Source organism: Streptomyces sp. NPDC018045, from assembly GCF_044327445.1.
GTDB lineage: Bacteria > Actinomycetota > Actinomycetes > Streptomycetales > Streptomycetaceae > Streptomyces.
In genome coordinates this window covers 170,141-183,935 of record NZ_JBIRFL010000010.1, presented here as the reverse complement: position 1 = coordinate 183,935, position 13,795 = coordinate 170,141, and the positions used below count along the sequence as shown (strand labels likewise).

General features: G+C 73.3%; 4 protein-coding genes. 3 read left to right on the top strand and 1 reads right to left on the bottom strand.

Annotated features, from left to right (window positions below; genetic code table 11):
- Positions 1 to 123: 123 nt before the first annotated feature.
- The gene (locus ACH4EB_RS23535) at positions 124 to 345 is read right to left on the bottom strand and encodes a helix-turn-helix transcriptional regulator (RefSeq protein ID WP_398349523.1); all 222 of its coding nucleotides are present in this window, start codon (positions 343 to 345) and stop codon (positions 124 to 126) included.
- Positions 346 to 798: 453 nt separating this feature from the next.
- Between ACH4EB_RS23535 and ACH4EB_RS23530 the strand changes: the two genes are divergently transcribed.
- Genes ACH4EB_RS23530 through ACH4EB_RS23520 form a run of 3 tightly spaced genes read left to right on the top strand, consistent with a single transcriptional unit; the run spans position 799 to position 13,522 of the window.
- Complete coding sequence (locus tag ACH4EB_RS23530; protein ID WP_398349522.1) at positions 799 to 2,079, top strand: MFS transporter; 1,281 nt, start codon at positions 799 to 801, stop codon at positions 2,077 to 2,079.
- Positions 2,076 to 5,486 carry a type I polyketide synthase gene (locus tag ACH4EB_RS23525; protein WP_398349521.1) on the top strand — a complete coding sequence of 1,137 codons (3,411 nt, stop codon included), beginning with the start codon at positions 2,076 to 2,078 and terminating at the stop codon, positions 5,484 to 5,486. Before ACH4EB_RS23530 ends, ACH4EB_RS23525 begins: the two co-directional genes overlap by 4 nt.
- A complete protein-coding gene (locus ACH4EB_RS23520) occupies positions 5,483 to 13,522 on the top strand; it encodes a MupA/Atu3671 family FMN-dependent luciferase-like monooxygenase (protein ID WP_398349520.1) in 8,040 nt (2,679 codons plus the stop codon). The genes ACH4EB_RS23525 and ACH4EB_RS23520 overlap by 4 nt, the downstream gene beginning before the upstream one ends.
- The last annotated feature ends 273 nt before the right edge of the window (positions 13,523 to 13,795 follow it).

Genomic DNA, 13,795 nt, shown 5'->3' with positions numbered 1-13,795 from the left:
GACCGCTCGACCGGCGGACGCCGAGGCAGGGGGCGCGAACCCGTGATGTTGTCCGGATACCGGCCATTGACGGGGCGGAAACCGGCCAACATGGGGGCGCCACCGCGGACGCGCCCCGGGCCGTCAGCCGCTGTTCTGCGCCAACTGGAGCCGTACGAGATGAGCGAGGGTGGGAGCCGGGTGCTTGGCCCTTATACGGCGCAGGTAGGTGCTGACCGTATGGACGCTGATGCCCAGCCGCCTGGCCGTCTGGTCGTACGTCAGGCCGTCGGCGATGTGCGACAGTACCTCCCGCTCCCGCGGGGACAGCATCGGCGCCATGGTGGACGCGCTGTGGTCCGACATCTCTTCTCCAAGGGGGTGACGAAGGAGCAGGGAAGATCCGGCGGCCCGCGGCGTCAGGACGGTCGGTCCGGCGGCGCGGGCGGAGCGGGGCGAAGCCCTTGTACGGCCGCCACGCTGCGAAGTGCTCGCGGGTTCATCGGCTCATCGCCGGGAAGACGGCCCGTGCGGGACCGGACATGGTGCGCCCTCCCGCGGGTACGGAGCGGAACTGCCGACGGTGTCGCGGGGGCAGCACATCCCCCGTGACATGCGGCTTGATCTAACCACGGACACGGCAAAACGCAAGGAGGCCGTGGCCGTCGCCGCCATGCCTCTACACGCGTGGCGAAGCGCGGGTCAAGTCACCGGATGATGCGTCTCCAGACGCCCCGCGAACCGGGTGACCGTAAGTACGTCCTCCGCCGTCCGCGTGGTGGACCAGGCCGGCACGGGGCGCTAAGGGGGAACAAGAGGGTGGGGCACTTCCGGCTGCTGGTGGTCGGCAACGCCGTTTCCGCGTACGGCAGTTACCTGAACATGGTGGCGCTGAACGTCTTCGTCTACCAGGTGACGGGCAGCGCGCTGACCGCGGGCCTGTTCATGGCCGTACGTCTGATCACCAGCGTACTGTCCGGCTTCGTCAGCGGCCGCCTGGTCTCGCGGCACGACCGCAAACGGCTGATGGTGTGCGCGGACCTGACCCAGGCGACCGCCCTGGTGGTGCTGCTCCTCGCACCCGACGGCGCCCGCGTCGCCCTGCTCTTCGCGCTCGCCGTGGGGACCGGCGCCTGCTCGACGCTCTCCCAGGTGGCGCTGCGCAGCAGCGTCCCGGAGATCGTCGGCGCCGACCTGCGCACCAAGGCCAACAGCCTGCTGGTCACCGGCCGTTCCCTCGCCATGATCGCCGGGTTCGCCTCGGCGGGCGTGATCGTCGCGCAGTTCGGCTACACTGCCGCCTTCGCGCTGGACGCCGCCACCTTCGTGATCTCCGCGACGGTCCTGTTCCTGCTGCCCATCCGCACCCGGGCCGCCGGGAAGAGCACGGCCGACGGCGCGCCGTCGGCCGCCACGGGCACCGGCCGCTGGGCCTCCCTCGCGCTCCTGAAGGCGGCGCCGCTGCTGGCGGTCATGGTCGCGGTCCGGGCGGCCGACGGCCTCGGCTCCTCGTCGCACAACGTCGCGCTGCCCATCTACTCCAGCGCCCTGGACCCGTCCCACCCGGCCACCTTCGTCAGCCAGTTCTGGGCGACCTGGGCGATCGGCAACATCGTGGCGCAGCAGGTCTGCTCCCGCCGTACCAGCAAGACCGGGTGGTCACCGGGGGAGCGCGCCTTCGCGATCGGCTCCTGCGTGATGTCGGCGGCGTTCATCGTGGTCTTCAGCGGCCTGCCGGCCGTTCCCGCCGCCGTCGCCGCGCTCGTCGCCGGCATGGCCGACGGGTTCACGGAGATCGCCTACGTCTCCCGGCTCCAGGCCGCCCCCGACGAGCAGCGCGGACGCCTCTTCGGCCTCTCCGCCTCGGCCGAGAACAGCGGCTTCGGCCTCGGGATGATCGTCAGCGCGGCGCTGCTGGAGCGCTTCTCGCCCCTCCAGGTGGTCGGCGCGTTCCAGGGGCTGGCCATCCTCCTGTGCGTGGCCCTGCTCGTCGTGCTGGCCAGGGGGCGCTCCCTGTTCCCGCCCGCACCACCGGTCCGGGAGAGCGGCGGCCCGGCGCCCGGCCGGGAGGTCTCCGCCGCGGAGGGCGGCACCTCATGAACCCACCGGCCGACTCGCGCGTCGCGGTCATCGGCATGGCCTTCCGCTTCCCCGGGGCGGACACCCCCGAGGAGTTCTGGCGGGTCATCCGGGACGGCCGGGACTGCGTACGGCGCTTCACCGACGAGGAACTGGCCGCGGCCGGGGTGCCCGCCGAGAAGTACCGGGCGGACGACTTCGTCGGCGCCAGCGGCATCCTGTCCGGCATCGACGGGTTCGACGCCGGGTTCTTCGGCATGAGCGTCCGGGAGGCACGGCTCACCGACCCGCAGCACCGGATGTTCCTGGAGTGCGCCTACCACGCCCTGGAGGACGCCGGCCACCCGCGGGAACGGGACGGACAGCGCACCGGCGTCTTCGCCAGCACCGGCTACCACCTGTACACCATGGAGAACTACCTGCTGAACAACGTCCTGAAGGGCCCCGTCGGCGACGACTGGCTCTCCAGGATGCAGGTCATGGTCGGCAACTACACCGACTTCACCGCCACCCGCGCGTCCTTCCGCCTCAACCTGACCGGCCCGGCCGTCGGCATCCAGACCGCCTGCTCCAGTTCCCTGGTCGCCCTGCAACTCGCCGCGCAGTCGGTACTGACCGGCGACAGCGACATCGCCCTGGCCGGCGCCACGGCCGTCCACGTGCCGCAGGTGCTGGGCTACCAGTACGTCAAGGGCTCCATCCTCTCCAAGAGCGGCTACCTGCGCGCCTTCGACGCCGGCGCGGACGGCACGGTGGGCGGCACCGGCGTCGCCGCCGTCGTCCTCAAGCGCCTGGACCGGGCCCTCGCCGACGGCGACACCGTCCACGGCGTCATACGGGGCTGGGGTGTCAACAACGACGGCGCGGACAAGCAGACGTACACCGCGCCGAGCGCGGCCGGCCAACGCGGCGCCATCCGCCGCGCGCTGGACCACGCGGGCATCGGCGCGGACACCGTCGGCTACCTGGAGACCCACGGCACGGGCACGCTGAAGGGCGACCCGATCGAGTTCGACGGCGCCGTCTCCGCGTACCGTGCCGACACCGACCGGACCGGCTACTGCGCCCTCGGCGCGACCAAGGCCAACATCGGCCACCTCGACGTGTGCTCGGGCCTGGCCGGCTTCATCAAGGCGCTGCTGGTGCTGAAACACGGCGTCATCCCGCCGATGGCCAACTTCCGCGAGCCGAACCCCGCCCTCGACCTCGACCGCAGCCCCTTCTACATCCCCGAGACCGCACGCCCGTGGCCGCCGGGGGACACACCGCGCCGCGCCGGCGTCTCGTCGCTGGGCGTCGGCGGCACCAACGCCCACATCATCGTGGAGCAGGCCCCCGAACCCGCTCCCCGCGCCGCCACCGTCGCCCCGCCGGACGTCCTGGTCCTGTCCGGCCGGTCCGAAGCCGCCCTCGCCGCCAACGCCCGCGCCGTACGCGACCACCTGACCCGCCACCCCGGGGCGGATCCCGCCGACCTGGTGACCACCGCGGCGGGCCGGGCCCACCACCGGCACCGCCTGGCGGCCCGCGGCACCAGCCCGGCGGACCTCGCCGCGGCCCTGGACGGCTGGCTCGGGGGAGCCGACGGCCCCGCAGCGGCCGCCACCGTGACGACCGGCGAGGCACCCCGCGAGGGACGCCCGCGCGTCGCCTTCCAGTTCACGGGGCAGGGCAGCCCGTACCCCGGCATGGCGCTGCCCCTGTACGAGCGCTTCCCCGTCGTACGCGACCTGCTGCACACCTGTGACCGCCACCACCGAAAGCTCTACGGCAGCTCCCTGCTCGACGCGCTGCTCGACCCCGGCGCGGACCGCGCCACCACGGAGAACACCCGAACCGCCCAACCGGCCCTCTTCGCCCTGCAATACGCCCTCACCGGGCTGTGGCGGCACGCCGGCATCACACCGGACATCGTCTCCGGGCACAGCGTCGGCGAGTACGCCGCCCTGTGCGCGGCGGGCGCGCTGTCGGTCGAGGACGGCCTGCGCGTCACCGCGGAGCGCGGCCGCCTGATGCGGGACCACTGCGCCCGGGGAGCCATGGCCGCCGTCTCGGCGGACCTGGACACCGTCCGCGACCTGACCGCCGAGATCACCGGCCTCGAACTCGCCGTCGTCAACGGAGCGCGGCGGCACGTCCTCGCCGGACCCGTCACCGCCGTGGACCGGCTGCTGACCGTCCTGGAGGAGCGCGGCATCCCCGCGGAACGGCTGCCGGTGACGCGCGCCTTCCACACCGTGCTGATGGACCCGGTCCTGGACAAGTTCCGGGAACTGCTCGACGGCGTCACCTTCCGCCCGGCCACGACCGCCTTCGTGAGCTGCCTCGACGGCCGGCTGCACGAGCCGGGCCGGGTGCCGGACGCCGACTACTTCGTACGGCAGACACGTGAGCCGGTCCGCTACGACGCCGTGCTGCGCACGCTCGGCGGGACGGACACCGCCGCGCTGGTCGAGATCGGCCCGCACACCACGCTCAGCGGACTCGCCCGCGCCGCCGTCCCCGGCGTACGGGCGGTACCGACGCTGCGCCGCGGCGCCGGGCCCGCCCCGTTCTGGGGCGCGGTGGCGCAGCTCCACTGCGCGGGCGCGGACCTCGACTGGCCGGCGCTGACGGCCGGCAGCGGAGGCCGCAGGATTTGGCTGCCCGGCTACCGCTTCCAGCACAAGACCTTCTGGACGGGGCCGGAGCCGACCGCCGTCCGGCCCGTCCGGACGGGCGAACCAGCGAGAGAAGAGGAAGACGTGGCACAGGACGAGGCAGTGTTCGAGAGGGTGCTCGGGCACGTCATCGAGTTGGTCGCCAAGCACCTCGGACACGACGCGGATGCGATCACCGGCGACACATCCTTCTTCGATCTCGGTGCGGACTCCCTCCAGATGATCAGCGTGCTGCGCGAGCTGGAACAGGACCACCAGGTCAAGGTGGCGATGCGCGAGCTGTTCGAGGAGGCGAGCACCTCACGGCAGCTCACGGAGCTGATCGTGGGGCGGATGGCGGGCACTTCAGGGGGCCCGGGGTCTTCGGAGGGCTCGGGGTCTTCGGGGGACTCGGCCACTCCGGGGGACTCGGTTGTACCGGGCGGCTCCGGCAGGCCGGGCGCCGCCGGCGGTGACACCGTACGGTACGAGCCGGTCGCCGAGGAGCCCCTACGGGACGAGCCGACCGCAGGCACCGCCCCCGCCGAGCCCGTCCGCGTCCCGGAGCCCGTCCGTGCCCCGGAGCCCGCGTCGGCCGAGCCGTCCGGCCCGTCGCACCCCGTGACACGCGCCGAACTGGCCGACCTCGTCCGCCAGGTGCAGCAGCTTTCGCAGATCCAGCTCCAGATGATGTCCCAGATACACCAGCTCTCCCAGCTTCTGACCGCGCAGGCGACGGCCGCCCTGTCCGGCGGCGCGGTGGCCAACGGGAAGGCGGGCGGGGAATGACCGGGCTGAGCGCCGCCGCCGCTGCGGTGGACCAGGACCTGGCCGCCATGGCCGACCTCTCCCGGCGCATCGCGCAGCGGATCGAGGATGCGGCCGGGCCCGGGACCGCGGCCGGAACCGGGGCTGCGGCCGGTTTTGCCGGGCAGCCCGCGGCGACCGAGGAGCCGGCCGCCGAACGGCGGCAGCGCGTGCACGGCCCCCGGGTGACCGTCTCGCGCGCCTCCGGCATGGTCGGCGGGTCCGCCTCGGCCGCCCAGCAGGCCCACCTCGACGACCTGGTGCGCCGTTACACGGCCAGGACCGCCACCTCGAAGGAGATCGCCCAGCGCTACCGCCGCGTGCTGGCCGACAGCCGGGCCGTCGTCGGGTTCCGGAGCAAGACGAAGGAGATGCTGTACCCGATCGCCGGGCGCCGGGCGCGCGGCTCCCGGCTGGAGGACATCGACGGCAACCGCTATGTCGACATCACCATGGGCTTCGGCGTGCTCCTCTTCGGTCACGAACCGGACTTCGTGAGCGAGGCCGTCCGCGAGCACCTCTCCCGGGGCATCCAGCTCGGCCCGCGCAACGTCGAGACCGGTGAGGCCGCCGAGCTGCTGGCGGAACTGACGGGCATGGAACGCGTGGCGTTCGCCAACTCCGGTACGGAGGCGAACTCCGCCGCGATCCGCCTCGCCCGCGCCGCCACCGGCCGCCGCCGCATCGTCACCTTCCACGGCGCCTACCACGGCCACGCCGACAACGTCCTGGGCCGCTCCACCGGCACCGGCACCGAGCGGGTCACCGTCCCCGTCTCCTCCGGCATCCCGTCCAGCAGCGTCGCCGACCTGCTCGTCCTCGACTACGGCAGCGACGCGAGCCTGGCGGCCATCGCCGAGCACGCGGACGACATCGCCGCGGTCATCATCGAGCCCGTGCAGAGCCGCCATCCGTCGCTGCGGCCCGTCGGCTTCGTCCGGCAGTTGCGCGAGCTGACCCGCCGCCACGGCATCGTGCTGATGTTCGACGAGATGCTGACGGGCTTCCGTCCGGCGCCGCGCGGCGCCCAGGAGCTGTACGGCGTCAGTCCCGACCTCGCGACGTACGGGAAGCTGCTCGGCGGCGGGTTCCCGATCGGCGCCATCGCGGGCCGCGCGGACATCATGGACGGGGTGGACGGCGGCTTCTGGCAGTACGGGGACGCCAGCTATCCGCCCGCCGACACCACCTTCTTCGGCGGTACGTACATCCAGCACCCGGTCTCGATGGTCGCCGCCCGTGCCGTCCTGACGCATCTGAAGGAGCACAGCCCGTGGCTCCAGGAGCGGCTGAACGCCCGTACCGGTGAACTGGCGGACTCGCTGAACCGTTTCCTGGAGGACGAGGAATTCCCGCTGCGGGTGAGCCACTTCGGCTCCCAGTTCCGCTTCGAGCACCGCGCCGACATGGAATTGCTGTACCACCACCTCATGCTGCGCGGGGTGCACGTCTGGGAATGGCGCAACTTCTTCCTGTCGACCGCCCACTCGGACGGGGACGTCGAGTTCATCGCCGACGCGGTCCGCGGGTCGATGCGGGAGCTGCGCGGGGCGGGGTTCTTCCCCGGCGGCCTGAAGCCGCTGCCGACGGCGGCGCCGACCCCGGCACAGGCCCCGGCCCGCACACCGTCCCCGGCCGTCGCACAGGCCTCGGCAGCCGCCCCAACTCCGCTCACCGCACAGGCTCCGGCCCCCTCGCAGGCTCCGGCCCGCACGGCCGCCGCGCCGGTGACCGCGAGCGCCGCGCCGAAGCCCGCCGCCCCGCCGCGTACGGCTTCCGCCTCCGCCGCCGTGCCAGCGCGCCGCGCCCCCGACTTCAGCATCTACTTCTTCGGCGACTACCCCCAGGACGAAGCCGGCGCCGGCTCCCCGGCCTCCGCAGCGGGCAAGTACGACCACATCCTGGAGACCGCCCGCTTCGCCGACCGGCACGGTTTTCACGCGCTCTGGATGCCCGAACGGCACTTCCACTCCTTCGGCGGGCTCTTTCCCAACCCCGTCGTGCTCGCCGCCGCCCTCGCCCGTGAGACCCGGCACGTCCGCCTCAACGCGGGCTCCGTCGTCCTTCCCCTGCACGACCCGGTCCGGGTCGCGGAGGAGTGGTCGATGGCCGACAACCTCTCCGGCGGCCGGGTCGGCATCGGCTGCGCCAGCGGCTGGCACGCCAACGACTTCGTCTTCTTCCCCGACCGCTTCGGCCGCCACAAGGAGATGATGTACGAGCAGGTGGAGCAGGTCCGCCGGCTCTGGCGCGGCGAGTCCGTACGGCGCGCCGGCGGTGACGGCGAGACCGAGGTCCGCCTCTTCCCGCGCCCCGTCCAGGACACGCCGCCCATGTACACCGCGGTGGTCGGCAACCCCGCCTCGTACGCGGCCGCCGCCCGGCACGACGTCGGCGTGGTCACCAACCTGATGACCCAGAGCGTCGAGCAGCTCGCCGAGAACGTCGCGCTGTACCGCCGCACCCGCGCCGAGCACGGCCTCGACCCGGCCGCCGGACGCGTGGCCGTACTGCTGCACACCTACCTCGCGGCCGACCACCGCACCGCACGCACCGAGGCGTACGAGCCCCTGGCGCGCTACATGCGCGCCTCTCTCTCCCTGTTCGGCAACGTCGCCAACAGCCTCGGCCACAACGTCGACCTGTCCACGCTCAGCGAGGACGACCTCGACGTGCTCTTCCGCCGCGCCTACGACCGTTACTGCGACCAGCGGGCGCTCATCGGCACGCCCGACACCGTCGCCTCCGTGGTGGACGCGGTGAGCGCGGCGGGCGCCGACGAGATCGTCTCGCTCGTCGACTTCGGCGTCGAGCCGGACGCGCTGCGCACCGGCCTCACGCACATCGACACGCTGCGCCGCCGCCACCAGGAGCCGCGCGCGGCCGCGCGGGTGCCCGCCTCGTCCGCCCCCGACCCGGCGGACCCCCTGGAGGCCGCACACGGGAGCACCGCTCCGCTGTCACCGGGACAGCAGCGCATCTGGTTCCTCGAACGCATGCTGCCGGGCCGCACCGCCTACAACGAGACCAAGGCGATCCGCCTCGACGGCCCGCTCGACGTACCCGCGCTGCGCACGGCGCTGCGTGAGCTGGTGGCACGGCACGAGGGGCTGCGGACCGTCTTCCGCGAAGTGGACGACGAACCCTGCCAGCTCGTCCGGCCCCCGTCCGCCCCGGACTTCGCGCTCCTCGACCGTACGGGCGCGGGCGCGGACGGCGAGGACGCCGCAATCCGCGCCGTCCTGGCGGAGGAGAGCGCGCGGCGCTTCGACCTCGTCAACGGGCCGCTGTTCGTCACCCGGCTGGTCAAACTGGGGGAGGAGCGCCACGTCCTGGTCTTCTCCCTGCACCACATCGTCGTGGACGCCGCCTCCGCCACCGTCCTGGCCCGCGACCTGTCCGCCCTCTACCGGGCCGCGCACGACGGCTCCGACCCGGGCCTTCCCGCTCTGACCAGCACATACGCCGATCACGCCCGTGTCCAGCTCGGTAGGCTGGACGACCCCGAGAGCGCCGCGGACCTGACGTACTGGCTCGACACGCTCGGCGGCGCACTCCCCGTACTGGAACTGCCCTGCGACCGACCCCGCCCCGCAACCATGACCTCCAACGGACGGGCCGTCTTCCACCGGCTCGACCCCGAACTGTCCGCCCAACTGCGTCACCTGAGCAGGCAGCGGCGCGGCACCCTCTTCATGACGCTGCTCGCCGGCTTCACCGCGATGCTCCACCGGGTCACGGGTCAGCGGGACATCGTCGTCGGCACCCCGATGTCGGACCGCCCCCAGGGCACCGAGGACCTGCTCGGCTTCTTCGTCAACACCCTCGCGCTCCGCTTCGATCTGTCCGGTGACCCGGAGTTCGCCGTGTTGCTCGACCGCGTACGGGGCGTCGCCCTGGACGCGTACGACCACGCGCATGTTCCCTTCGAGGCCGTGGTGCGGGAGCTGTCCCCGGCGCGCACGACCGACCGCACGCCGGTCTTCCAGGTGCTCGCGGAGTTCGAGAGCAGCGACCCGTTCGCCTTCGAGCTGCCCGGAGTCCGGGCCACCGTGATCGACGCGGGTCCCGACAAGGCCCTCACGGACCTCGCCGTGTACTTCACCGACCAGCCCGAAGGCATCCGCTGCCACCTGGAGTACAACACCGACCTGTTCGACGCGGGCACCGTGGACGGCTTCTTCCGTACCTTCCGGGACCTGCTCGAAGCAGCCGTACGGGAACCGGAGACACCGCTGTCCCGCCTCGGTACCGTGGCGGGGGCGCGGCAGGAGGCGGACCACGCCGGGCCGCCCGCACCCGGGCGGACCCCCGCGACGCGCCGGACGGCGCCCGCGACGAGGCGGCCGGGCATGGTCGCCGTCGCGCCGGTGGAGCCGGCCGCGGAGCCGGTGCCCGCCGCATGGCAGCAGGGCCCGGTCCGCCCGGTGGCGCGCACCACCGTCCACGAACTCGTCGCCCGGCGCGCGGCCGATGCCCCGTACCGTACCGCCGTCCACCACGGTGCCGACCGCCTCGGCTACCGCGAACTGGACGCCCGCGCCGACCGGCTGGCCGCCGTCATCCGCGAGCGGTCCGGGACCGCGACGGCAGCGGCCGCGGACGGCCCGGACGCCGTGGTGGCCCTGTGGCTGCCCCGCTCCACCGACCTCGTCGTCGCCATGCTCGCGGTCCTCAAGTCCGGCCGGGCGTACGTCCCGCTGGACCCGTCGCTGGGGCGGGCCCGGGCCGCCACGGTGATCGCGGAATGCGGCGCCCGCCTCCTGCTGAGCACCGGCTCCCGGGCAGCGGCGCTCGACCTGCCCGACGGCTTGGCCGTCATCGATGTCACCGCCGGTGAGAATCCCGTGGCCACCGAGAACGCCGGGCGCACGAAGAAGACGCCGTCGGACACCGCCGGGCCCGAGTCCCTGTGCTACGTCGTCTACACCTCCGGCAGCACGGGCGCACCCAAGGGCGTCGCGGTGCCCCACCGCGCGGTCGTCGACCTCTGCCAGTGGCACCACAAACGCTTCGCTTTCACCTCGGCCGACCGCAGCGCGCTGGTGTGCAGCCAGAGCTTCGACGCCTCGGTCCTGGAGATCTGGCCCGCGCTGACCGCGGGGGCAGCCGTCGTGATCGCCGACGACCCGGTCCGCGCGGACCCCACGGCACTGGCCCGTTGGTACGCGCAGCAGCACGTGACCTTCTCGATCCTGCCCACCGCCCTCGGCGAAGCGCTGCTCACCCTGCCGCCCGCCGAACAGCCGCCGCTGCGCCACCTGCTGCTGGGCGGTGACGTGATGCGTACGCGGCCGCACCCGGAGGTCTCGTACGAGACGGTCAACGTGTACGGGCCGACCGAGACGACCGTGCTGTGCACCACCGAGACCGTCGGCCCCCGCACACCCGGGACCGGCTCGGGACCGATCCCCATCGGCCGCCCCGCCGACAACGTCTGCCTGCGGGTCCTCGACGCGTCCGGCGCGCCGGTGCCGCTCGGCGCGGTGGGAGAGCTGTACGTCGGCGGACCGGGCGTGGCCCGGGGCTACCTGGGCGCACCCGCCTCGTCCGGGGAACGGTTCGGGCCGGACCCGCTCGATTCCGTGCCCGGTACGGGTACGGGCGCGGCTGAGGCGGCCGGGGCTTCCGGCGAGGGGGCGCGATCGGCCGGGCCCGACTTCTACCGCACCGGGGACCTGGTGCGGTGGACCGAGGGCGGCGCCCTGGAGTTCCGCGGGCGCGTCGACGACCAGGTCAAGGTGCGCGGTTACCGCGTCGAGCCGGAGGAGACCGCCCAGGCGCTCACCAGCCTGGACGGCGTGCGCGAGGGCGCCGTGGTGGCCCGTCGCGACAGCCGCGGCGAGGCCTACCTCGCCGCCTACGCCGTACCGGCGGACCAGGACGCGGACCTCACCACGACCGCGGCGGGCCGCAAGGCGTACGCCGAACGGCTCGCCCGCGAACTCGCGTCCCGGCTGCCGGAGTACCTCGTACCGCGGTCCTGGGCGGTCCTCGCCACACTGCCGCTCGCGGGCAACGGGAAACTGGACCGTGCCGCGCTGCCGGATCCGGAGATCGTCACGGCCGCGCCGGTGGCACCCGCTGCCGCCGCCGCTGCCGTGCCCGCTTCCGTGCCCGCTCCGGCTTCCGCTCCTGAGAAGCCGGGGCGGGGTGTCCGGCAGGCGGCACCCGGCTCCACTTCGGCGGACGAGCCCGGGCCCGGGCTCCGGAACCCCGGCCTTCGGGACCAGCTCGAACACCGCCTCCGGGCCCTCTGGGCCGACGCCTTCGACCTGACGGCTGACGCCATCGGCCCCGACACCTCCTTCTTCGACCTCGGCGGCCACTCGATCGCCGCGATCCGGCTGGTCAACCGCGCCCGGGAGGTGTTCGGTCAGGAGTACCCGATGGTGCGCTTCTACCAGGCGCCGACGGTACGGGCCATGGCGGCCTACCTCGCGGGCGACACCGGAGCCGCTGAGCACCGCGAGGCCGCTGAGCACCGCGAAGGCGTCGGGCACCGCGAAACCGCCGGGCGTTCCGTGGAGGCCGGGCATTCCGAGGGAGCTGGGCGGACCGCGGAGGCCGGTGCCGGGAGTGGGGGAGGTGCCGGGGCGGGTGCGGACGCGGCGGCGGACGCCGTCACGGACGTGGTCGACCGTGCCCCCGCCACCCGCCAGCAGCAGAACTTCATCGCCTGGCACCACCGCCACGCCCTGCCGCAGGTCTTCAACGTCGCCCTGCGCATCACGCTCACCGGCGACCTGGACCTGCCGGCGCTGCGCACCGCGCTGACCCAGCTCGCCGCCCGCCACGAGTCGCTGCGTACCCGGTTCGTCAAGGAGGGCGAGCAGTGGTGGCAGGAAATCCTCCGGCCGCGACCGGTCGACCTCCAGGTCGAGGACCTGATCTCCCGGAAGGACACCGCGGCCGGCCCCGCCGGAACGGCAGACACCCTCGGGGACGCGGACCACGCCGCGTCCGACGCCGCGATCGACAACGAGAACGCCGACGCGGTCACCGACGAGATCGAGCGGATCAGCGCACAGGTCGCCGCCACCCGGTTCGACCTGGCCGAAGGCGTGGCACCGAAACTCCGTCTGGTGCGCACCGGCCCGTCGGCCTGGGTGCTCTTCCTCCTGCTGCACCACTCCACCTGTGACGGCTGGGCGGTCAGCATCCTGCTGAGCGACTTCGCCGCCCTCTATGGCGCCGCGGTGACCGGGACGCCCCACACTCTGGACCACACGGTGCCGCAGCCGACCGAGTACGCGCGCTGGCAGCGGGAGACCGCCACGGGCCGGACCGATCAGCGCATCCTGAAGTACTGGGCCAGGGAACTGGAAGGGGCGCCCTTCCAGCACGCGCTGCCCCTGGACCGGCCGCGCCCGGAAACCCCGAGCGGACAGGGCCGCGTCGTGCTCTTCTCCGTGGACGCCGACCTGCGCGCCGACGTGGAACGGCTGGCCAGGAAGTGCGGCACGACGCCGTACGCGGTCACCGCCGCCGCACTGGGCCGACTGGCCGGCCGGCTCTCCGGGCGGACGGAAGTCGTCGTCAACGTCTCCTACGCCAATCGCGAGCGCCGTACCTTCGAGTCCCTGGTGGCCTGCACGGCCGTGGGCCTCCCGCTGCGCATCCGGCTCGACGGGGCGAGGAGCTTCGGCGATCTCGTCCGCCAGGTCGCGCACACCTCGACCGAGGGCATCGACCACATCATGCCGCTGCGCAGGCTCGTCGAACCGCTGCGTGAGGAGATGGGGATCGAGGTACCGGACCACGTGCCGTTCGGGTTCCAGTACCAGAACTCGTTGCGGACGGACATCGAGCTGCCCGGCGTGCACGCCGAGGTCGACGACCTGGCCGTGCCGGCTTCCCGTACGGATTTCAACTTCGGGCTGGTCCCGGCGGGCGACACGCTGACCGGCTATGTCGAGTACTCGACCGACCTGTGGGAACACACCACGATCGAGGGCTGGGCCGACGACTACGTGAAGCTGCTCGCGGAGGAGGTGCGGGCCGCGCTGGCCGACTGATCCGCTGCGTCGGCACGGCACCGTTGCGTCGGTACGGCCTCGTTCCGTCGTGGCGGTGTCGTACCGACGAGCCGGTGCTGTATCGACGAGCCAGTGCCGTACCGACGGGCCGGCACTGCGCCGACGGGGCGTTACCGTCCCGGCGGCCGCCCGCGTACGCCGGTGCCGCGCGGGGGCGGGCGCCGGGCTGGACGTTCCGCCGCCGCTCGGCAATAGTATGGGCGGGACATCCACCGAATCGTCTCCGCCTTCGGCGATAACCTCTGCCGGCGC

What these genes read in the sequence shown, in the direction of transcription:
- ACH4EB_RS23535 (WP_398349523.1), bottom strand. Translation starts at nt 345, where the DNA reads ATGTCGGACCACAGCGCGTCCACCATGGCGCCGATGCTGTCCCCGCGG.
- ACH4EB_RS23525 (WP_398349521.1), top strand. Translation starts at nt 2,076, where the DNA reads ATGAACCCACCGGCCGACTCGCGCGTCGCGGTCATCGGCATGGCCTTC.
- ACH4EB_RS23520 (WP_398349520.1), top strand. Translation starts at nt 5,483, where the DNA reads ATGACCGGGCTGAGCGCCGCCGCCGCTGCGGTGGACCAGGACCTGGCC.